Origin of the sequence: Nitrospirillum guanabarense, from assembly GCF_034653355.1 — a bacterium.
Taxonomy (GTDB): domain Bacteria; phylum Pseudomonadota; class Alphaproteobacteria; order Azospirillales; family Azospirillaceae; genus Nitrospirillum.
Map to the genome: position 1 here is coordinate 342,410 of NZ_JAYEER010000004.1, position 18,498 is coordinate 360,907.

The window sequence follows — 18,498 nt, forward strand, 5'->3', positions numbered from 1 at the left end:
CGGTTCGGCCGCTGCCGCCGGATGAAACAAGCCCCAACCGCCCGGGCCCTGCCCCAGGGCCCGTGTTGGTTAAGATAATGCAGCACGCGCTTTCCCGCCAGGGCCGGCCTGTTGCGGGCGGCAGCGCCAGTTGTCGCGGGTAACGGGGTTAACTTCCCACCACAGCGCCGTTTTTGCGCCTATTCGGCGGCCTGAAGCTCCTCGGCGGTAGCCAAGTCGACGGACACCAATTGCGACACCCCCCGCTCCGCCATGGTGACGCCGAACAGGCGGTCCATGCGCGACATGGTCAGGCGGTGGTGGCTGATGATGAGGAAGCGGGTATGGCCCGCCCGCGCCATCTCCTCCACCAGGTCGCAGAAGCGGCCCACGTTGGCCTCGTCCAGCGGCGCGTCCACCTCGTCCAGCACGCAGATGGGCGCCGGGTTGCACAGGAAGACGGCAAACAGCAGGGCAATGGCGGTCAAGGCCTGCTCACCGCCCGACAGCAGCGACAGGATCTGCAGCTTCTTGCCCGGGGGGCTGGCGTAAATCTCCAGGCCGGCGTCCAGCGGATCCTCGGTGTCGGTCAGCTTCAGCTGGGCGCGGCCGCCGCCGAACAGCTGGGTGAACATCTCCTGGAAATGGGCGTCCACCTTGTGGAAGGCGGCCAGCAGCCGCTCACGCGCCTCCTTGTTCAGGCCCGAGATGCCTTGGCGCAGGCGGGCAATGGCGGACACCAGGTCCTCCCGCTCCGTCTTCATGACACCGATCTGCTCGTCCAGCTCCTGCACCTCCTGCTCGGCGCGCAGGTTGACCGGACCCATGTTGTCGCGCTCAGCCTCCAGCCGGCCCAGGCGCTGTTCCACGGCGTGCGCCTCGGGCAAGGGCTCACCCTCGTCCAGGCCGGCCAGGGCCAGCGCCTGTTCCGGCGGGCAGTCCAGCCGCTCGGCGATGCGTTCCTTCACCGTGTCCAAGTGCTGGTGGGCGGAGCCCACGGCGGCCTCGGCATGGGCGCGGGCCTCGCGCGCGTCGGCCAGGCCGTTCTCCGCCTCCTTCAAGGTGCGCTCGGCCGTGGTGAGCGCGCCCTCGGCTTCCGCCAGGTCGTCGCCGGCACGGCTGCGCACCCGCTCCGCCTCATGGATCAGGTTGGCCAGGGTCAGGCGCTCTTCCTCGATCTGGGCCGGGCGTTCGGCCAGGCGCTCCTGCTCCTCGCGTGTCTCCTCGGCGCGTTCGGTCAGTTCGGCCAGGCGGCCGCCGGTACCATCGCGGCGCTGGCGCCACGAGGTTTCCTCAGCGGCGATGGCGTCCAGCCGGCGGCGGCGATCCTCCGCCTCACGCAGCAGGCGGTCCAGGGCGTTCTGCGCTTCCGCCTGGGTGCCGCGCGCCTCGGTCAGGCGCAGGCGGGCCTCGGCGATCTGCTCGCGGCCCTCGCCCGGGGGCGGCAGTTCCTCCAGCGTGGCGCGGGCCTCGGTCCAGCGCTCCTGCAGATCCTCCTGGTCGGCCGCCATCTGCTGCAGGGTTTCGGACAGGGCGGCCAGGCGGCTGGCCAGGGCGGCGGCGGCCTGGGCCACGCGCGCATGGGTGGCGCGGGCATCGGCCACAGCGCGGAAGGCGGAGCTGACGGCGTCGCGGGCGGCGCGGTCCTTTGCGGAGGCCTGGTCCACGGTGCGCAGCGCCTGGGCCACGCGCTCCTCCGCCGCATCCTTCACCGCCTCATAGGCGGCGCGGGCCTCGGCCACCACGGCGTCGGCCTCCGCGATCTCCTGCGTCAGCTCGGTCAGGCGGTTGCGCTGGCGCAGGCGCTCGGCGGCGGCGGTGGGGGCGCCGGCGGCGATGCAGTGCCCGTCCCAGCGCCAGGCGGCCCCGTCGCGGGTCACCAGGATTTGGCCGGGTGCCAGGTTGGGCGCCAGACGCGTGCCGGTGGCGGTGTCGGCGACGATGCCGATGTGGGCCAGGCAGCGGTCCAGCGCGCCCGGCGCCTTCACCCTGGCCGCCAGTGGCTCGGCGCCAGCTGGCAGGGGAGCCACGGCGGCCAGGGCGGGGAAGGCGCGCCAGTGCACCGGCGCCGCCTCGTCCAGCGGGGCGGTCAGCGCGTCGCCCAGGGCGGCGGCCAGGGCCTGCTCATAGCCTTTGGCCACGGTCAGCGCGTCCACCAGGGGTGGGAACAGGTCGCCGGCCCCGGCCTTCAGCAGGCGGGTGATGGCGTCGGCCTCCGCTGTCAGGCGGGCGCGGTCGCCCTCGGCCCGCTGCAGGGCGTCGCGGGCCGTCGCCTGCTCCTGCGTGCCCAGCGCGCGGGCGGCGTTGGCGGCCTGCTCGGCCCCGGCCTTGGCGGTTTCCGCCTCTTCCGCGGCACCCTTGGCCAGTTCCAACCGTTCCTCGGCCAGATGGATGGCCTCTTCCGCCTCGGCCACGTCGTCGCGGGCGGCCTGCTGGCGCTCCAGCTCCGCCCTCTGGGCCTGCGTCTCCTCGACACGGCGGCGCAGGGTGGCGACGCGCTGCTCCAGGTCCTGCGCCTGACGCTGGATCTGGGCGCGCTTGGCCTCATCGGCGGCCAGCCGCTCCGTGGCGGCCGCCAGCTCGGCGTCCAGGCTGGCCACCGTGTCGCGGATTTCTTCCAGGCGGGCCTTGGCCAGTTCCTGGTTTTCCGCCTCGTCCCCTTGCGCGTCGGCGATGCCCTGCCGTTCCTCCGCCAAGCGGGACAGGGCCCGGTCGGCGTCGGCGGCCAGATCCTTTTCGCGCGCCAGGTCGCCCTCGATCTGGGCCAGGCGGCGCTGCAGGGTGGCCAGGGCCTCGGTGGCGCGCCGCTCCTCCGCGTCCAGCTGCTCGCGCGCCACCAGCAGGCGCTGCAGGGCGGCGGCAGCCTCCGCCTCCGCCTGCCGTTTGGGCGGGAGGCTGGCGGCGAGGTCGGTGCGCCTGGTCGTGGCTTGCGTCACGGCCAGCATCAGGCCGCGCACCGCCTCCTCCGCCCTGTCGAAACCGGCGCGGGCCTGCATCACCTGGGCGGTGGCGGTGGTCCAGCGCAGGTGCAGCAGCAGCGCCTCCGCCCGGCGGATGTGGTCGGAGATGTTGCGGTAGCGGGCGGCCTGGCGGGCCTGTTTGCGCAGGTTCTGCAACTGCGCGTCCATGGTGACGACCACGTCGTCCAGGCGCATCAGGTTGGTTTCCGCCGCCTTCAGCTTCAATTCCGCCTCATGCCGGCGGGAATGCAGGCCAGTGATGCCCGCCGCCTCCTCCAGCAGCTGGCGGCGGTCGCCCGGCTTGGCGTTGATCAGGGCGCCGACGCGCCCTTGGCTGACCAGGGCCGGGGAATGGGCGCCCGAGGCGTTGTCGGCCAGCAGCAGTTGCACGTCGCGGGCGCGGGCCGGCCGGCCGTTGATGCGGTAGTCGGAGCCCGCGCCGCGCTCCAGCTTGCGGCTGATCTCCATTTCCGTCTGGACGGCGTCCGCTTTGACGCCCGGCGTGCCGGCGGTCAGGTTGGGGCTGTCCAGGTGCAGGACGACTTCGCACAGATTGCGCGCCGGCCGGGTGGCCGTGCCGCCGAAGATGACGTCGTCCATGTCCTCGCCGCGCATCTTCTTGGCCGAGGTCTCGCCCATGGCCCAGCGCAACGCCTCCACCAGGTTGGATTTGCCGCAACCGTTGGGGCCGACGATGCCGGTCATTCCGGGCTCGATCAGAAGCTCGGTGTGGTCCACGAAGGACTTGAAGCCGGAGATGCGAAGCTTGGTGAATTGCACGGGGGCTTACTTCTTCGGTGCCTTGGCGCCGGCCTTGATCAGGGCGGCGGCCAGCTTGTCATAGTCGTTGGGGCCGGCGATGCGGTCCACCTCCTTGCCGCCCTTGCGGATGATCAGCGTGGGCGTCTGTTCGACCTTCGCCTCGGTGGCCTCCTGGCTGCTGGCGGCGATATAGTCCTGGATCGGCTTGCTGGCGACGCAGGCGTCATAGGCCGGGGCCGGCAGGCCGGCCATGCTCATCATCTCCTTGAGGCCCGCCTCCGGGTCCTTGGCGCCCAGCCATTGGCTCTGCGTGCTGAACAGCAGGCTGCGGGCGTCGTTATAGCCGTCGACGGGCAGGCAGCGCGTGGCCATGTGGGCCAGGTAGCCCACGCGGTTGGTGGGCGTGTCGTGGAAGACGAATTGCACCTGTCCGGGATTGATGAAGTCCGCCTTCAGGCGGGGCAGCATCGTCTCCTCGAAATGGGCGCAGTGCGGGCAGGAGAGGGAGGCGTATTCTTCGATCACCACCGGGGCGTTGCCGCTGCCCAGGGCGCGGGTGCTCGTGGCGGCGGCGATGTCGATGCCGCCCCCCGTGGCGGGGGCGGCTGCCGCCGTCTGGGCCGACGCGGGCGCGGCCAGGGCCAGCGCCGCCATCGCGATGACCAGATACCCGGCCCTGCCGATCCCCTCGCGCATCCAACGCCCTGCCATATCCCCCTCCATTCCAGCCCTTCGAAACGCGATGGGCAAAACGCGACTGGCATGAAAACGGCGCCCGGGGGTTCCGTCCCCGGGGCGCCGCCGGTCTCACTTCTTGCGGCGGGTCAGCATGAAGATGCCGCCCAGCACGACCAGGGCGGCGACGATGCCGCCCACGATCAGGCCGGTGTTGGGGCCGGCGGACGCGGCCGGCGCGGCGGCGGGGGCCGCCGGCGTGCTGTTGGCCGGAGTGCTGGCGGGGGTCGACGCGGCTGGGTCGGCGGCCGGCGTCGGGGCCGGGTTGGCCGGGGCCTTGGCGCCCGCCTTCACCAGCGCGTCCGACAGCTGGCTGTATTCACGAAGGTTGTCGATCTTCTCCACCATGGCGTCACCCTTCTTGATGAAGAAGGTCGGGGTGCCGTCCACGCCCAGCTTTTCCGACGCGTCCAGCCGGCTCTGGGTGATGAAGTCCTGCAGCGGCTTGTTGCTCAGGCAGGCGGTGAAGGTGGCGTCGGACATGCCGCCCAGGCGCAGGGTCTGCTGCAAGGCCTTCAGCGGGTCGTCGGCGTGTTCCCACTGCGCTTGCGTCTTGAAGATCAGGCCCTTGGCGGCGGTGTAGCGGTCGGGCGGCAGGCAGCGGGCGGCCATTTCGGCGGCGAAGGCCAGCTGGTCCAGCGGGAAGTCATGGAACACCAGCTGCACCTGGCCGGTATCGATGAAGTCGGCCTTCAGCTGCGGCAGGAACGCTTCCTCAAAATGGGCGCAGTGCGGGCAGGTGAACGAGGCGTATTCCTCCAGCACGATGGGCGCCTTGACGTCGCCCAGCACGCGCGGGCTGGTGGCGCTGGCGACGTCGATGGTGACCGGGGCGTCCGCCGTCTGGGCGCTGGCCGCGCCGGCCACCATCGTCCCGGCCAGGGCACCGGCGGCCACCAGGGCGGCGGCCAGCGAATTACGCAGATGTAGGTTCACCTTAGTTCCTCCGATACCAACTGTAGTGACTATAGGGGGCGGCGCCGGGGGCCGGCAAGCCGCGTCCGAGAGACTATCGCTTCGGGGACCCGGCCGGCTTTTCGGTCGCCAGGATCGCGCGGCCCAGGCTGGCCAGCGCCTCCCGCAAATCCCCGTCTTCCACGGTCGCCGTCTGGGTTTCCAGCGCCGCAGCCTCGCCCGCCGACAGGCGGCGGGGAATCGGCGCCGGCCGGTCGCGCCGCCGGTTGGTGGCCGGGGGCGCCTGCAGCAGCTTCAGCCGCGCCACGGCGCGAAAGCCGAAGAAACCATTCAGCCGTTGCAGGATCTGCGGTTCCTCATGCTGGATGAACAGGGCGGCGGGGCCGGCCACGCCCAGGTGCAGCACGGCGTCGTCCTGCCGGCCCTTGGGGAACTGCAGCTTCAGCGGCAGGGCCACGCTGGCCAGGCGAGGGCCCACGATGGCGTCCCACTCGGCCAGCAGGGTGGCGAAGGCCGGGCCATGGGGGCCCAGCGCCTTGCCGGCGATGGCGTTCAAGTGGCGGCCGATGGGGCGGGGGCCGGGCATGGGCTGTGGTGGACCTTGAAACAGTTGCGGGGGCGGCGTATCCGCTAGCGCCGACCCCTTTGTCTGGGACAGTGTTTGGGGGCAGTTGAACCATGGCGCAAGGGGCTTTGACCACACAATGATCGTCGCAGGCGACTCCCTTCCCCTCGGCAACGATTTGCCCGCCCCCCGGCCCGCCGACCTGCTGGCCTGGTACGACGCCCACCGCCGGGTGCTGCCTTGGCGTGCCGCCCCGGGTGCCAAGGCCGACCCCTACCATGTCTGGCTGTCGGAGATCATGCTGCAGCAGACGACGGTGGCGACCGTTGGCCCCTATTTCCAGCGCTTCCTGGCCCGCTGGCCCACGGTCGCGGACCTGGCGGCGGTGGACCTGGATGAGGTGCTGAAGGAATGGGCCGGCCTTGGCTACTACGCCCGAGCCCGCAACCTCCACGCCTGTGCCAGGGCGGTGGTGGCGCGGCACGGCGGCCGCTTCCCGGCGGACGAGGCGGCGTTGCTGGACCTGCCCGGCATCGGCGCCTACACCGCCGCCGCCATCGCGGCCATCGCCTTCGACCGGCCGGCCGCGGCCATGGACGGCAATGTGGAGCGGGTGATGTCCCGTATCTACGCCGTGACCGATCCGCTGCCAGGCTCCAAGCCCAAGCTGAAGGCGCTGGCCGCCGCCCTGGTGCCGGAAAAGCGGCCGGGCGACTACACCCAGGCCCTGTTCGACCTGGGCGCCACCCTGTGCAGCCCGCGCAGCCCCCGCTGCGTGCTGTGCCCGTGGATGGCGGCTTGCCGGGGCCGGCGCGACGGCCTGGCCGAACTGCTGCCGCTGAAGGCGGAGAAGGCCGCCAAGCCCACCCGCCGGGGGGTGGCCTTCTGGTTGACCAACGCCCGGGGGCAGGTGCTGCTGCGCCGCCGCCCCGAATCGGGCCTGCTGGGCGGGATGATGGAGGTGCCGTCCAGCGCCTGGGAACCGGGCGCCGACCTTGCCTACACCCGCGCCCTGGGCTGGGCGCCGACGGCGGTGAACTGGCAGCGCCTACCGGGCATCGTCCGCCATACATTCACCCACTTTCACCTGGAACTTACCGTCGTTCGCGGCCACCTGGATGACGATGGGGCGGCGGTGGAGGGCGTGTGGTGCGCCCCCGCCGATTTCCATGACCAGGCCCTGCCCACCGTCATGCGCAAGGTCGTCGCCTGGGCGCGCGGCGGGGGCAAGGACTGATCCCACGCCCAGGCGCCGCCGCGTTTCTCCATAGGACTGACGGGTAGATGGGACGAGACGTGAGTGAGGGTGGTCAAGGAACGGCCAAGCCGACGCGACGCGCGCTGCTGGTCGGCATGGGGGCGGCGCTGGCGGCCCCCGCCGTGACAGGCCGGGCCTGGGCACGGGCCGGGGGGCGCGGGCCGGCGGCACGCCGGTGGACCTGGCCCTGGTGATGGCGGTCGACAGCTCCGCCAGCATTTCCAAGGTGATGCTGGACTTCCAGCTGCGCGGCCACGCCGCCGCCTTCCGCGACAAGGCGGTGCACCAGGCCTTGGCCGGCGGGCCGAAGGGCAAGGTGGCGGTGCAGCTGGCCCTTTTCTCCGGCCCCGGCACCCTGACCACCCTGGTGCCGTGGACCTTGCTGGCCGGGACCCAGGACGCGCTGGCCCTGGCCGACCGCATCGATGAGGCGCCCGGCGTGGCCATGGGCGGCAACACGGCGCTGGGCGACTGCATCGTCCAGGCGGTGCGCCAGCTGGACACATGCCCCTACAGCGCCGACCGGCGGACCATCGACCTGGTCAGCAACGGCTTCAACAACGGCGGCATCGACCCACGCTCGGCCCGGGCGCATGCCCAGGCCGCCGGCGTGGGCGTGAACGGCCTGGTCATCCTGGACGAATACGACTGGCTGGAACCCTACTACCGCGAGAACGTGGTGGCGGGCGAGGACGCCTTCGTCATCACCGCCGCCAACCGCCACGCCTTCGCCGACGCCTTCCTGTCCAAGCTGGTGCGGGAAGTGGTGTAATTTTTTGTTCCTCAGGCGCCGGCAGGCCATCCGGCCCTTGGCTGTCCTCGCATTCCAGTCCGCTGACGCTCCCCGAAATGCTCCGGCGGCCGCAGTCGCGGCCTAGATTTGGGGGGAGCGCCTGAGGGGACCAAGAAAAACGGGAGGGGTGTTGACCCCTCCCGTTCTCATTTCAGCCGGATCGCTGGTCTTTACTGCTGCTTGCGCGGGCCGGCCGCCGGGCGGGGGCCCGCTGCGGGCTGCTGCGCGCCCTGCGCGGGCGGCGGCTCGTTGGCCTTCTTGCGCAGCACGCCGACGATGGCGTTGCCGGCGTTGTCGGCCACAGCCTTGGACGCCACCGGCGCCTCGTGCGAGATGATGAACAGCTGGCGGTCCTTGGTCAGGTACAGGATCAGGTTGGCGTAGAACTCACCCTTCTCCGTTTTGCAGCTGGCCGAGCCGGTCTGCAGGTCGATCTGCAGCAGCTTTTCCAGCTTGCCCTTGGTCGGGGTGTAGGTGCCCTGGCAACCCTTGGACAGGCTGTCCAGGTAGTTCTGCATGATCTTTTCCAGATCGCCGGCCTCGGGCTTCAGGCCGACGGACCGCAAGGAACCGATGACGTCCTTCTGGATGGCCCAGGCGAAGTCGCCGGGTCGCTCCTGCGGCGACATCTTGTCGACGGGCAGGGGATGGGCATCCTTCAGGCCGGCATCCATCAGCAACTGGGCGAAGGCCGGCGGGATGGCGGGCGGCGGGGCGGGCAACTGCAGCTTGCCGGCCATGGCCTGGTCGAAGCAGGCGTTCAGGTCCTTGAACGCCTTGGTGCCGCCCTTCAGCACGAAGGTGGCCGTATCGTTGGGGCTGGTGACCTCCAGCTTGTTGGCCGCCGGCAGCGCCTTCATGAAGTTGGCGTCCATCGGGTCGAAACCGGTCATGATGGCGTTGGGCTGGATGACCTGCGAGCCGCGCGTCTGCTCCAGCTTGCCGTCCAGCTTCAGCTTGATCGCCGGGCCCTGGCCGGGCGGCATGTTGGCGCCGGGCACGCCGATCACCAGGTTGATGATCTTGGGCGGCAGCTTCTTGGCCTGCTGTTCGGCCTGCGGCACGGGCAGGGCCAGGAAGACCAGGGCCAAGCCGTTGTCGAAGCTGGCCTGCGCCTCGCACAGCTTGAAGCTGCCGTCGGTATAGACCTGCGGGCCCACCTGCCAGTTGCCGGTGACGGTGCCCACCTTGGAGGGGGCCGCCGCGCCGGAGGGTGCCGCCGGGCCGGCGACGGGCGCCTGCGCGGCCGGGGCCTGGCGCGGGCCGGCGCTGGGGCCCACCGCGGGGCCGGCCGCGGGACCGGATGACGGCAAGGGGGCCTGCTGCGGCGCCGCCACGCTGGAGCCCGAGGAGATGGCGCCCGGCAGGATCAGACCGCCGCTGTCGCCACCACCGGCCGGCGCTTGGCCCCCCGAGGTCTGTTCCGGCTGGGGCGTGGTCTGGGCAAGGGCGGAACCGGCCAGGACCAAAGCGGTGCCGGCGGCAAGCAGACGGGCGGTGAAGCGGGACACGGGGCTACGTCTTATCCTAAATGAAACCCATGGGTGCGACGGGACCCTAGGGCACGTCATGGCATCATTCAAGGGGCATGCGCGCCTCCGCCGCAGGCCTGTCCTTGCGCGCTCCCCCGAAGAGTTCCGGTGGGGATGCTCGACGGCCATACCCGCGCCATAATTCTTCAATTCTACTCTCCACTTACAGGCTTTCCGCTGGAAATGTCGTTGCGTGCCCATTATAAGAAACGATCACATTTGGCGCGCGAACGTTTGGGGGCAAACGATGCGTTTCGCAGCCGCGTTAGTGGTTCTGATGGTATCCGCGCCGATGTTGGCGCACGAGCGTCTGGACGCCGCCGAGGTCGGCCGCTATGTCATGGCGGCCGAGGCCCTGGTCGCGGCCGCGCCGGGTGATGGGCAACCGGCTTTCGTCCTTTTGGCCCACCCGGGACCGGAGGCCAAGGCCCTGTTGGCCAACTACGGGTTTGACGAGCGGCGCTGGCGCCAGATGACCCAGCGCGTGCTGGCCGCCCGCCAGGCGGCCCGCGTCGCGGAGGAACCGGTGGAGAAGGGGGCCCGCGCGCAGAAGCTGGCGTCCGCCGCCAGCCTCAGCGCCTTCGACCGGCAGGAGATGGCGACGCTGGTCCGCTGGACGGAACATGACCGTGCCGCCCTGGAACAGGAAACCAAGCAGGACCGGTCGGTGGTGGCGCCCTTCTTCGACCGGCTGGACCGGTTGGACGCCAGCCATGTCCGTTCCATGGGGCGCTGAACGGGCGTCTTCGGCACGCCAGAGCCTTAGATACCCACCCGCGCGGGCCTGCGGTGGATGCGCCCATGCGCGCGAGGCCTCTCGCCCCCGGTGGTCAAACACCCTATATAGGGGCCGTACGCTTGGCCGTTCCGTGGGGATGGCGGGCCGGTGGGTTCCTGCCTTTGCTTTAGGATAAGTGCACGCGATGACGGACTATCGGCTGCAGGCCGTGACGGTGGACAAGATGCCGGCGTCCGGCCCCGGGGCGGCGCCCTCCCACCCCGCGCCTGGTGGGCAGCCCGCCGTGCCACCGAACCAGATTCGCGGCTTCAGGCGCTATCTGAACAGCTTCTTCAAGGATCACGCGTTCATCCGCATGATCTACAAGAACATGTTCAGGATTTCGCCGCGGCTGTACCGCTCCAGCCAGCCGACGCCGCGCCACATCGCCCAAGCCGCCCGTCTGGGCGTGCGCACCGTCATCAACCTGCGCGGCCGCCGCGACAATTGCGGGTCCTGGGTGCTGGAGGACGAGGCCTGCACCCGCCACGGCGTGGCCCTGGTGAATTTCGCCGTCAATTCGCGCGACGCGCCCAAGAAGCACATCCTGCACCAGGCGCGGGAAATTTGGCGCGACGCCCAGTACCCCGTGCTGATGCACTGCAAGGCGGGGTCCGACCGCGTCGGCTTCATGAGCGTGCTGTACCTGTTCGTGCATGAGGGCGTGCCGCTGGAAACGGCGCTGCGCCAGCTCAGCCCCAAATACGGCCACCTGCGCCATGCCAAGACCGGCATCCTCGACCACTTCTTCGAAACCTTCCTGGCCTATGCCAAGGCCCAGGGGATCGAACCTGGCGTCGACGCCTTCTTTACCTGGGTGGACGATGTCTACGATCCGCCCGAGTTCAAGAAGACGTTCATGACGCGCTGGTGGGCCAGCGTGTTGGCGGACAAGGTGCTGCGCCGGGAGTGACCCCAGGCGCAGCCTCCCAGCCTTTTTTCCCAGCTTACTTCACTTCGTAAAGCGCGCTGCCGTGCGCGGGCAGCGTCACGCTCAGGCCGTCCGCCGCAGGCAAGGCCTTGTCCGTCCACAGGTCGTGGGCGACGCGCGTGCCCGTGGCCAGGCCCAGCTTGGCCCAGGATGCCGCCAGCGTCGACGGCTTGTCGTCGAGGTTGAACACTCCGAGATAGCGCTGGCCCCTGGGACCGGTAGCCAGCCAGACGCGGGCGTTCTCGAAGCCGGCGGGCAGATCCTTGACCGGGCGGCTGTCCGTGGCCGTCTGGTCCAACTGGATGACGGCGCGGTTGGTGATCAGCGCGCGCGTGGCCTCGTCCAACTGGGTCAGGTTGGCGCCCAGGATCAAGGGCGACCGGGCGATGGCCCAGAGGGAGACCAGCGTGCGCTGCTCGTCCGCCGTCAGGCGGGACGGGCGCGGATCGCCCCAGCCGGGGTGGGGCGCCAAGCTGCCGATGGGCAGCATGTCGGCGTCAGCGTCGCCAGGACGCCCGCGTTGGCCTTGAAGTCGGCCTCGTCGATGGTGAAGCCGTAGGCGTCCCAGCTGTTCCATCCCATCGGGGGCGTGGAGGCCGGTGACTTGGACGTTGGCGGCGCGGCCAACGCCGTGCCGGCGGCCAATAAGGTCGGTAACAAGCTCGCAATGCGCAGCCAACGCCGCATGGGGTCCTCTCCCTCTTCCATATTGTTAGCGATAACAGTACGGAAAAGCGGAGTGGCCGCAAGGGCGCAGATCGAATTTATCGTACTAATGCAGCGTTGGCGGCCGCGCGTCCAGATCCTCATAGCCGCTGGCGTCCTCGAACGCGGCGATGGAGGAGATGGGCGTGGCCTGGTGGTGGATCATCCGCCACCCATCCCCTGACCGGGCGAACAGGTTGGTGACCACCAGCGCGGTGCTGGCCACGAACTCCTCGCAGACCACCCAGCCGACGTCGCCGCAGACCGTGGCCTGCTCGCCCTGGTGGCGCACGCCGGGCGACCGGGGATTGCCCAGCAGCTCACGCCAGCTGCGCATCACCGGCTCGCGTCCCGACAGGGCTGGCCAGCCGGGATGGACGCACCGCACGTCGCGGTCATGGGCCCACAGCGCCTCCATGCCGGCCACGTCGCGGTCGGCGAAGGCCTGGAAGAAGCGGCGGTTGGCGGCCAGGACATCCTGCACATCCGTGTCGCCGTGTTCGTGTTGATGGGTGTCACCCTCCGCCGTTTCGGTTTCCGGTGCCTGGGATGAAAGCGCTTGGGTCTTCACCATTGCGTCCCCTGTTGGCGGCATTCCGGCCGGCTCTCTCGGCGCCGATCCACCGTCAGCTTAGCGTGCCCGCCCCCCGCGAGTTCCCGACTCAGGCCCCTTGGTCACGGAATTGTGCCCGAAATGAGAAGGGGCGGCAGGTTGCCCCGCCGCCCCGGACGTGCGCCGGTGCCTGTGGTTTGCGCCTTATTCCGCCGGAGCGGTGGAAGCCTCGGCCCCGCCGCTCTTGGGCAGGGCGTTCAGGGTGCTGAGGAACAGGGCTGCGATGTAGGGGAAGGACTGGACGACCAGCATGGTGGCCCAGACATAGGCGTCGCGGTTGTCGCCGCCCTTCAGCAGGGCGATGGCCGCGGCGGCCAGCCACAGGCCCAGCATCAGCCCCACCTCTTCCCGCGCGTGCAGGAAGCCTTGGATCAGGGCCGGCTGGTCCTCGCACTTGGGCGTGCGCACGAAGGGACGGCCGCTGGTGAACAGGCCCACCCAGACGGCGCGTCCCACGGTGTGGGTCAGCGCCATGCCGGCGATGGCGGCCCCCAGCTTGTCGATGAAACGGCACTTCACCCTCTCCCCATACAGCCACAGGCCGCACAGCACCTTGAAGAAGAAGACGCTGAGGGTGGGCAGGATGAAGACGGTGGGCGGGAACTCGATCCACTGCGGCAGCAGCAGCAGGCCCAGCGACCAGATGATGCCGCCGATGACGAAGCCCATGTGGGCGGCGTCGGCGAACCAGGGCAACCAGCCGGTGATGAAGTGGTACTTCTGCCCTGCGGTCAGCTTGGTACCGCCCGGCATCATCTCGCGCCAGTGGCGCTTCAGGATCTGCACGGCGCCGTAGGCCCAGCGGAAGCGCTGGGTCTTGTAGCCGGCGAAGCTGTCGGGGACCAGGCCCTGGCCGAAGCTGTCGGGCATGTAGACAGCCTCCAGCTTCTCCTCGAACAGGCGCAGGCCCAGTTCCGAATCCTCGCAGATGCACCATTCGGCCCAGCGGCCCACGCCATCCAGGGCGCTTTTGCGCACCAGGGTCATGGTGCCGTGCTGGATGATGGCGTTGCGCTCGTTGCGCTGGATCATGCCGATGTGGAAAAAGCCCTGGTATTCCCAGTTGATCATCGACTTGAAGGCGTCGTCGGACCAGTCGCGGTAGTCCTGCGGCGACTGGACGAAGCCCACCTCGGGCCGCTTGAAATAGGGGATGGTGGCCGATAGCCAGTCGGGCGTGACCTGGTAGTCGCTGTCGATGACGCCCACCACCTCCACGTCCGGGGCGGTGACGGACAGGCCGAAGTTCAGGGCGCCGCCCTTGAAGCCCGGCCAGCGCGGCAGGTGGAAGAAGCGGAAGCGCGGCCCCAGCTTGGCGCAGTATTCCTCCAGCGGGCGCCACACCGCCTCGTCCTTGGTGTTGTTGTCGATCACCAGGACTTCGAAATTGGGGTAGTCCATGGCCGCCAGCGCGTCCAGGGTCTCGATCACCATGTGCGCCGGCTCGTTATAGCAGGGCACGTGGATGGAAACTTTGGGCGTGTAGTCGCCCAGCGGCTCACGCACCGGCGTGTAGCGCCGCTTCCAGCGCTGGGTCCACACCACTTCCGTCAGTTCCAGGCCGTCGATCAGCATGACGGCGAACAGGATCAGCTGGGCTAAGATCAGCACCATGAAGGCGGTGAAGGACAGGGTGCCCATGCCCACCGTCAGGGCCTGGGTGCCGGTCCACACCAGGACGGAGGCCACCGTCTGGATCAGGAAGCCGTAGAACAGCTGGCCGCGCCACTTCAGGTCGTCGCGGGCCAGCACGAAGAAGAACATGGGCAGGAAGGCGAGGGCGGTGGCGATGGCGCACAGCACGCGCCATGACGGCACCTCCAGGATGCCGCCCACCATGGGGAACTTCTGGTGGCGGTGCGCGTCCCAGATCCCCCAGGCCGTTTCCGCCGTGCCGCCCAGCGTGCGCTTCCACGGCTGGTCGAAGGCCTCCATGATGTAGAAGTCCAGACGCTGCTGGCCCGCGATGTTCAGGAAGCTGCGGATGTACTTGGCCTCGTTCACCAGGCCGGCCTCGGCCGCCCCGCGATAGGCGCCGTCGGACGGCCAGCCGGTCTCGCCGATCAGGATGTGCTTGTTGGGGAAGCGTTCCTGCACCTGGCGATAGGCCGCCATGGCATCCTCCACCGCGCGGTCCACCGACACCTTGTTCCAGTAGGGCAGCAGGTGGATGGTGATGAAGTCGCAGGCGTCGGCCAGTTCCGGATGGTCCAGCCAGACGTAGGACGGCTCCGCCGTGGACACCGGCACGTTCACCTGGCGCTTCACCCGCTGGATGTAGTCGATCATCTGGGCGACGCTGAAGTCGTCGCGGAACAGCACCTCGTTGCCGACCATGACCCGCTTCACATTCGGATTGGCGCGGGCGACGCGCACCAGACCGGCCAGCTCCGCCTCGTTGGCGGCCGTGTCCTTGGAGAGCCAGGCGCCCTGGGTGATGGTCAGGTTGGGGTAGCGCTCCAGCGCGATGGGCGCCACCTGGTCGATGCCGTTGCCGACCTGATAGGTGCGGATGGACTGCACATGCGGCGCCACCACATCCAGGTCGCGCTTGATGTCGTCGGCGGTGGGGCTGTCCCCGTTCTGCGGGCTTTGGTTGGCTTGGAAGGGCACGAAGGCCACGCCGGCGATGGTGCCGGCCCACGGGCGCTCCACGGCCGGGCGGTTGACGACGGCCCACGCGCCGATGTTGCCCAGCACCAGAAGAAGCAGGACCGCCCAGGCGGATTTCTGCATCCTCAAAATCTTACGCATTGTGAACGACCCCTGCCCCTGGAACGGGAGAACGATGAACGGGATGATGGCGACGGAATAGCAAAACGGCGGACCGGAAACATGTGAACAAACGGGAGGGTTCCCAGCCCCAGGGACCACCCCGCACGCGAACGGCCCCGTCCAATGGCACGACTATGGGGCAATTTTATGGACAGCGGCCACCGTCCCGGCGGCCCGGCCTCATCCGGGCCCATGGGCCCACCCCACAGCCGAACCCTTTGGACGGGCGGCGTCGGGCAGTAGTACATAGCCATCCCGGCGGCGGCGTCCAGCGGTATTGCGGACGCCGCCGTCCGCATCGCGACGCCCGGGCTCAACCACCGGTCCAGAAACGGATTTCCCTGAAATGACAAGCGCCGACGAATTCACGCTGCACCCCCGCCTGGCCGCCGACACCGTGGTGGTGGGCGACCTGCCCCTCTGCCGCGCGCTTCTGTCCCAAAACGCCTGCTGGCCCTGGCTGATCCTGGCGCCGCGCCGCGCGGGGGCGGTGGAAATCCACCGCCTGCAGACGGCCGAACAGGTCCAGCTGATGGCGGAGATCACCCAGGCCTCCCGCGTCATGGAGGCGGTGTTCGCGCCCGACAAGCTGAACGTGGCCGCCATCGGCAACTTGGTGCCGCAGCTGCATGTCCACGTGGTCGCCCGCACACGCGGGGATGCCGCCTGGCCCGGGCCCATCTGGGGCTCGGGCCACGAGCGGGCCTACGGCGCCGGCGAGGCCGAGGCGCTGGCCCGGCGGCTGGCGGTTGACCTGGGCCTGTGAGCGGGTCGTATAGAGCGGTTCATGACCAACCAGAAAGCCGGAGGGCGCTTCCATGATCATCGTCCATCACCTGAACAACTCCCGCTCCCAGCGCGTGCTGTGGGCGCTGGAGGAGCTGGAGCTGCCCTACCAGGTGGTGCGCTACGAGCGCGACCCCGCCACCCAGCTGGCGCCGCCGGCGCTGAAGGCCGTCCATCCGCTGGGCAAGTCCCCGGTGATCGAGGATGACGGCCTGGTGCTGGCGGAATCGGGCGCCATCATCGAGTACCTGGTGCGCACCTACGGCGAGGGACGCCTGGCCCCGGCACCGGGCGACCGGGCCGCCCAGGCGCGCTACCTGCACTGGATGCACTTCGCCGAGGGGTCGGCCATGCTGCCCCTGCTGCTGCATCTCTACACCAGCCGCCTGGGCGGGGCGGCCGCCCCCTGCAGCCCCGCATCGCCAGCGAAACCACCAACCACCTGGGCTACATGAACGCCGAGCTGGCTCAAGGGCCCTGGTTCATGGGCGACCAGTTCACCGCCGCCGACATCCAGATGAGCTTCCCCATCGAGGCGGCCATGATGATGCCCGGCACCGGCCAGCACTTCGCCCATCTGGCCGCCTTCGTGACCCGCATCCAGACGCGTCCGGCCTATCGCGCGGCGGTGAAGAAGGGCGGGCCCTACCGCTATGACCGGGGGTGACTTAAGCATGCCCTCAAGCGGCGGGCGGGCCCATCCGGGCCCTTGCCTTCCTCGCTTTCCAGTCCGCTGACGCTCCCCGGAAAGCTGCGGCGGACGCGGTCGCGTCCTACAGGCGCGCCCTCAGCCAGTCGGCCAGGGGCGCCCACACCTGTCCCGGCGCGCCGGCGCTGACCACCATGCCGATATGGCCCAGGCAGGGTTCCAGCCGGTCGCCGCCGGGGATGGCGTCGATCAGGGCGCGGGCGGCGCCCGGGGGCACGATGCGGTCGCGGGCGGGGATGATGGCCAGGGTGGGCAGGCGGATGGCGCGCGCGTCGATGGCCTGGCCGGCCACCCGCCAGGTGCCTTCCGCCGGGGCGTTGCGGCCATACCAGCCGCCCAGGCATTCCCGTGCCACGGGGGCCGCCAGCGGCACGCCGTCGTTCAGCCAGTCCTCCAGCGCCACGAAGTCCTGGGCGTCCTGGCTGTCCGGGTCCAGGGTGGCGTAGCGGCTGAACTTGCGCAGCGCCAGCAGCGGATCCAGCCCGGCGAACAGGAACTGGATCATGTCCACCGGCAGCTCGCCCAGCCAGGTCAGCGCCGGTTCCAGCAGGGGCAGGACGGCGGCGGTGCGCAGGGCGGCGGCGGGATCGTCGGCGTGGAAGTCCCACGGGGCCGCCAACAGCACCAGGGCGGAGAGCGACTCCGGCCGCAACACGGCGGCGGCGGCGGCCAGCGTGCCGCCCATGCAATAGCCCACCAGGGCCGGCGCCGGGCCCATCAGGTCGCGCGTGGCATCGACCGCGCGGGCCAGGCGGCCGGCGACATAGTCGGTCAGGCCGAACCCCCGCTCCACGGTGCCCACGGTGCCCCAGTCCAGCAGCAGCGGGCGAAAACCCCGGGTGGACAGCCAGCGTACCAGGCTCTTGCGCGCCGACAGGTCCAGCACATAGCCCCGGTTGACCAGCGAGGGCACGAACAGCAGCACCGGGCCTTTCGCCCCCGGCTGGCTGTAATCCAGCAGGCGGCTGTCGCCCTCCGTCCACACCGGGGCCGGGTCGGTGACGTCGCGCTGGTAGGGATTGCGGCGATAACGTTCCAGGCCGGTCAGTAGCGCGTCGAGTCGGCGCCGGGTTTCACGCTCAACCGCCGCGTTCAGCGCTTCCGGGTCGACGCCGGCGAGGTCGGCGCGTAGTTGGCGGCATCTCGGTTCCAGCTCCTTGCGCCAGATCGGCGAGCTGCCGTTCAAGAGCGGCAATCCGGCCTGCGAGTTCAGCAAGACGGCCATCGCCGCCGTCAGGTGCGTCGCCAGCGGCCTGGGCCCCTGGCGGCGCTTCGGCGGGGGTGTCGTGGCCGTTCCGGCCGGCGGTGCTCGATGTGCTGGCATAGGGCCCCCAGGGGAAGGTGGCGGGGGTGAGGAAGGGCGCGCCCTTCCAGGCGCCGGACCCAGGATTCGCGCCGCTGGCGGCGGTGGCGGCGAAGGGGCCGCCCCCGGCCAGGCCGCCTGGCCCAGCGTGCGCACCAGGCGGGCGAAGGCGCCCGTCATGTCCGGGTCGGCGGCCATGGCGGCCCACTGATCCTGCCACAAGTCCAGGTAGCGGCGGGCCAGCGACTCCATGCTGGGGGGCTCCCCTGGGGTGGGGGGGGCCTCGTCGACGGGCGCGTCGGACATGGGGGGCGGGACGTCTGGTTTGCGGGGCATGGCGGGCAATCTACACCCCCCGCCGCCGCCTGGCAAAGCGATGGCGGAACGTCATACGCGCAT

17 protein-coding genes are annotated in these 18,498 nt (G+C 70.1%); 7 read left to right on the plus strand and 10 right to left on the minus strand.

Annotation, left to right across the window (positions count from 1 at the left end):
• Positions 1–179: 179 nt before the first annotated feature.
• From smc to UAA55_RS19545, 4 genes are all read right to left on the minus strand, one after another.
• Positions 180–3,719 (minus strand): chromosome segregation protein SMC, encoded by a 3,540-nt coding sequence (gene smc, locus UAA55_RS19530; protein WP_322954797.1) that lies wholly within the window; start codon positions 3,717–3,719, stop codon positions 180–182.
• 6 nt (positions 3,720–3,725) lie between these two features.
• Positions 3,726–4,397: a thioredoxin domain-containing protein gene (locus UAA55_RS19535; protein WP_322954798.1), complete on the minus strand. Its 672-nt coding sequence runs from the start codon at positions 4,395–4,397 to the stop codon at positions 3,726–3,728.
• A 111-nt stretch (positions 4,398–4,508) separates the two neighbouring features.
• A complete protein-coding gene (locus UAA55_RS19540; protein ID WP_322954799.1) occupies positions 4,509–5,372 on the minus strand; it encodes a thioredoxin domain-containing protein in 864 nt (287 codons plus the stop codon).
• 73 nt (positions 5,373–5,445) lie between these two features.
• A complete protein-coding gene (locus tag UAA55_RS19545; RefSeq protein WP_322954800.1) occupies positions 5,446–5,937 on the minus strand; it encodes a DUF721 domain-containing protein in 492 nt (163 codons plus the stop codon).
• 118 nt (positions 5,938–6,055) lie between these two features.
• Here UAA55_RS19545 and mutY point away from each other — a divergent pair, with 118 nt between their 5' ends.
• Together mutY and UAA55_RS19555 are read left to right on the plus strand one after the other, a co-directional pair.
• Complete coding sequence (gene mutY / locus UAA55_RS19550; protein WP_322954801.1) at positions 6,056–7,153, plus strand: A/G-specific adenine glycosylase; 1,098 nt, start codon at positions 6,056–6,058, stop codon at positions 7,151–7,153.
• 196 nt (positions 7,154–7,349) lie between these two features.
• Positions 7,350–7,946 carry a DUF1194 domain-containing protein gene (locus tag UAA55_RS19555; RefSeq protein ID WP_322954802.1) on the plus strand — a complete coding sequence of 199 codons (597 nt, stop codon included), beginning with the start codon at positions 7,350–7,352 and terminating at the stop codon, positions 7,944–7,946.
• 191 nt (positions 7,947–8,137) lie between these two features.
• On the opposite strand, the gene UAA55_RS19560 is transcribed toward UAA55_RS19555, so the two are convergent.
• Positions 8,138–9,478 (minus strand): hypothetical protein, encoded by a 1,341-nt coding sequence (locus UAA55_RS19560; protein WP_322954803.1) that lies wholly within the window; start codon positions 9,476–9,478, stop codon positions 8,138–8,140.
• Between the two features lie 298 nt (positions 9,479–9,776).
• On the opposite strand from UAA55_RS19560, the gene UAA55_RS19565 reads away from it, so the two are divergent.
• Entirely contained in the window at positions 9,777–10,235 is a 459-nt protein-coding gene (locus tag UAA55_RS19565; RefSeq protein ID WP_322954804.1) for a hypothetical protein, read from the plus strand.
• 187 nt (positions 10,236–10,422) lie between these two features.
• Positions 10,423–11,190, plus strand: a complete 768-nt coding sequence (locus UAA55_RS19570; protein ID WP_322954805.1) for a protein tyrosine phosphatase family protein — start codon at positions 10,423–10,425, stop codon at positions 11,188–11,190.
• A 34-nt stretch (positions 11,191–11,224) separates the two neighbouring features.
• Here the strand turns inward: UAA55_RS19570 and UAA55_RS19575 are convergent, their stop codons facing one another.
• The 4 genes from UAA55_RS19575 to UAA55_RS19590 all read right to left on the minus strand — a co-directional run bounded on the left by UAA55_RS19575 (position 11,225) and on the right by UAA55_RS19590 (position 15,262).
• On the minus strand, positions 11,225–11,698 hold the full coding sequence (locus UAA55_RS19575; RefSeq protein WP_322954806.1) for a hypothetical protein: 474 nt from the start codon (positions 11,696–11,698) through the stop codon (positions 11,225–11,227).
• A complete protein-coding gene (locus tag UAA55_RS19580; protein ID WP_322954807.1) occupies positions 11,635–11,895 on the minus strand; it encodes a hypothetical protein in 261 nt (86 codons plus the stop codon). The genes UAA55_RS19575 and UAA55_RS19580 overlap by 64 nt, the downstream gene beginning before the upstream one ends.
• Positions 11,896–11,980: 85 nt before the next feature.
• Positions 11,981–12,487 carry a nuclear transport factor 2 family protein gene (locus UAA55_RS19585; RefSeq protein ID WP_322954808.1) on the minus strand — a complete coding sequence of 169 codons (507 nt, stop codon included), beginning with the start codon at positions 12,485–12,487 and terminating at the stop codon, positions 11,981–11,983.
• A 183-nt stretch (positions 12,488–12,670) separates the two neighbouring features.
• Complete coding sequence (locus UAA55_RS19590; protein WP_322954809.1) at positions 12,671–15,262, minus strand: glycosyltransferase; 2,592 nt, start codon at positions 15,260–15,262, stop codon at positions 12,671–12,673.
• Positions 15,263–15,647: 385 nt separating this feature from the next.
• On the opposite strand from UAA55_RS19590, the gene UAA55_RS19595 reads away from it, so the two are divergent.
• Genes UAA55_RS19595 through UAA55_RS19605 form a run of 3 tightly spaced genes read left to right on the plus strand, consistent with a single transcriptional unit; the run spans position 15,648 to position 16,754 of the window.
• A complete protein-coding gene (locus UAA55_RS19595) occupies positions 15,648–16,067 on the plus strand; it encodes an HIT family protein (RefSeq protein ID WP_322954810.1) in 420 nt (139 codons plus the stop codon).
• A 52-nt stretch (positions 16,068–16,119) separates the two neighbouring features.
• On the plus strand, positions 16,120–16,542 hold the full coding sequence (locus UAA55_RS19600) for a glutathione S-transferase (RefSeq protein ID WP_322954811.1): 423 nt from the start codon (positions 16,120–16,122) through the stop codon (positions 16,540–16,542).
• Positions 16,539–16,754 carry a glutathione binding-like protein gene (locus UAA55_RS19605; protein ID WP_322954812.1) on the plus strand — a complete coding sequence of 72 codons (216 nt, stop codon included), beginning with the start codon at positions 16,539–16,541 and terminating at the stop codon, positions 16,752–16,754. The genes UAA55_RS19600 and UAA55_RS19605 overlap by 4 nt, the downstream gene beginning before the upstream one ends.
• 106 nt (positions 16,755–16,860) lie before the next feature.
• On the opposite strand, the gene UAA55_RS19610 is transcribed toward UAA55_RS19605, so the two are convergent.
• Positions 16,861–18,351 carry an alpha/beta fold hydrolase gene (locus tag UAA55_RS19610; protein WP_322954813.1) on the minus strand — a complete coding sequence of 497 codons (1,491 nt, stop codon included), beginning with the start codon at positions 18,349–18,351 and terminating at the stop codon, positions 16,861–16,863.
• Between the last annotated feature and the right edge of the window lie 147 nt (positions 18,352–18,498).